The sequence below is a fragment of the Nonomuraea sp. NPDC049784 genome (assembly GCF_040659615.1).
GTDB lineage: Bacteria > Actinomycetota > Actinomycetes > Streptosporangiales > Streptosporangiaceae > Nonomuraea.
The window spans coordinates 1-2,155 of sequence record NZ_JBFAMX010001046.1 but is presented as its reverse complement, the minus strand read 5'-3'; the positions used below and the strand labels follow the sequence as shown (position 1 = coordinate 2,155).

Genomic DNA, 2,155 nt, shown 5'->3' with positions numbered 1-2,155 from the left:
CACCAGCTTGCTCGGGTCCTTCACCTGCACTCTGTCGACCGAGTCGAGCCCGTCCACGAGCTGGACCACACCACCGCGCCGACGCCCTGGTCGAGGCCGAGCGGCATCAGCTCCCACTCGTAGTCGCGCCCGACCAGCGAGTAGTAGACCTGGTGCGCCACGTAACGCGGGTAGCCGTAACGCTCGGAGGTGGCGAGCGACTTCATGAGATGCCAGCCGGAGAAGTTCGACACCCCGACGTAACGTAGCTTGCCCGCCCTGACCAGGTCGTCCAGCGTGGACAGCACCTCCTCCACCGGGGTCGCCGCGTCGAAGGCATGCAGCTGGAAGAGGTCGATGTGGTCGGTTTCGAGGCGGCGCAGCGCGTCGTCGACCGCCTTGATCAGCCGGGGCCGCGAGGTGCCCGCGTCACCGGGCCCGTCACCCGTGGGCAGGCCCGCCTTGGTGGAGATGATGGCCCGGTCCCGCCGCCCCTTGAGCGCCTGGCCCAGCACCTCCTCCGAGGCGCCGTCGGAGTACACGTCGGCCGTGTCGAACATCGTGACCCCCGCGTCCAGCGAGATGTCCACCAGCCGCCTGGCCTCCGCCACGTCGGTGCTGCCCCAGGCGCTGAACAACTCGCCCTTCCCGGCGAAGGTCCCCGCTCCGAAGCTCAACGCCGGCACCTTCAGCCCGGACGCCCCCAACTGTCGATATTCCATGAAAAGTCACTCCTTAATGGGTCAATCGTTCCCTTAGGGAGTCAACGTAGCATGCTAACGGGAAGTCTGTTCCATTATTGCGGCACGGCGGGGCGGCGGTGATGGAAGGAGAGGGTGGCCGGACAGAGAAGTACGGGTGCAGACCAAGTACGTCCGAGAGGGGCAGCCCTCTGGTTGGACAAGGATCTTTACGAGGCTTCGGGGCTCGCCGATTCCCGCGAGGACGCTCGGAGCTGCCCGACGAGGTCATCGAGCACGTGGCCAAGCAGGTCCAGGTGCCTGCCTCGGAGGCTCGGTTTCTACCGAGTGGTCCGGCTCCACGATCGAGTAGGGGTGGCACCGGAATACGGCAGACACGGCGGCGGCGGACTCTCGTATCGTCGGATCATGGAATCCCATGAGCTCCATCTGGACCGCGCACGTGCCACGTCCTTCGGGTCGGTGGCCGAGCAGTACGACCGGTACCGCCCGGAGTCCCCGGACGAGCTGATCGACGAACTCACGGCGGGCAATCCAACCCGCGCGCTCGACGTCGGATGCGGCACTGGCAAAGTGGCCCGGACGCTGGCGAGCCGAGGGCTGGCCGTGCTGGGGGTCGAGGTGGACGAGCGCATGGCAAACGTCGCGAGGGGCCACGGCGTCGAGGTGGAGGTCGCCCCGTTCGAGACCTGGGATGACGCGGGGCGTCGCTTCGACCTCATCACCTGCGGCGACGCGTGGCACTGGATCGACCCCGACGCCGGCATCGCGAAGGCCGCACGGGTGTTGGCCACCGGCGGCATCATGGCGTGGTTCTGGAACTCCTCCCAGCTCGAGGAGCCGGTGGCCTCGGCGTTCACCCGCGTGTACGCGCAGCACGCGCCGGAGATCGTCTGGGTCTGGGGGCCACGGGACACGACCCGTTCCGAACGTGTGCCGCCGTCGGGCCGCAACGCGTTCTCCCCGATCGAGGAAAAGGTCTACCGGCGGGAACGCGTTCTGACCGCCGATCAGTGGGTCGGGCTCGTCGCGACGTCGAGCGACCACCTCCGGCTCGGGGCCGAGCGGCTCGCGGCACTGCTGCGGGTGGTGCGCGGCACGATCGAGTCCCTGGGCGGTCATGTGCGCATTCAGCACGAAACCACCGCCCTGATCTGCCGACGGCGGCCTACCCCGTCACCCGGCTGAAGCGCGCTCTTCAAGGGTGTAGTAAGTGTTGCGGCGGACTCGACCGAATCGCCGCAACACTAATCGCGGCCACCGGCGGCAGCCCGCTCGGCAGCGATATCCGGCTCTGCCTCTTCCGGGCCCGGGATGTTGATGGCGGCCTTCGACGCCCGCCACACTCCGGAGTCGCGTGCCCGGCTGGCCGCCGAGCGCGATCGCATCGATGCCCAGATCGCCGCGTTGACCCGTACCCGTGACCGCCTCGACGCCGTCATCGCCTTCTCTGGAAGCCCGGCCAGCGGCTGCAC

General features: G+C 68.3%; 2 protein-coding genes. One reads left to right on the top strand and one right to left on the bottom strand.

Going from position 1 to position 2,155, the window contains the following annotated elements; all coding sequences use genetic code 11:
- Positions 1–20: 20 nt before the first annotated feature.
- Positions 21–701 carry an aldo/keto reductase gene (locus AB0J09_RS62990; protein WP_360713848.1) on the bottom strand — a complete coding sequence of 227 codons (681 nt, stop codon included), beginning with the start codon at positions 699–701 and terminating at the stop codon, positions 21–23.
- A gap of 387 nt (positions 702–1,088) precedes the next feature.
- Between AB0J09_RS62990 and AB0J09_RS62985 the strand changes: the two genes are divergently transcribed.
- Complete coding sequence (locus AB0J09_RS62985; RefSeq protein WP_360713846.1) at positions 1,089–1,868, top strand: methyltransferase domain-containing protein; 780 nt, start codon at positions 1,089–1,091, stop codon at positions 1,866–1,868.
- Positions 1,869–2,155: the final 287 nt, after the last annotated feature.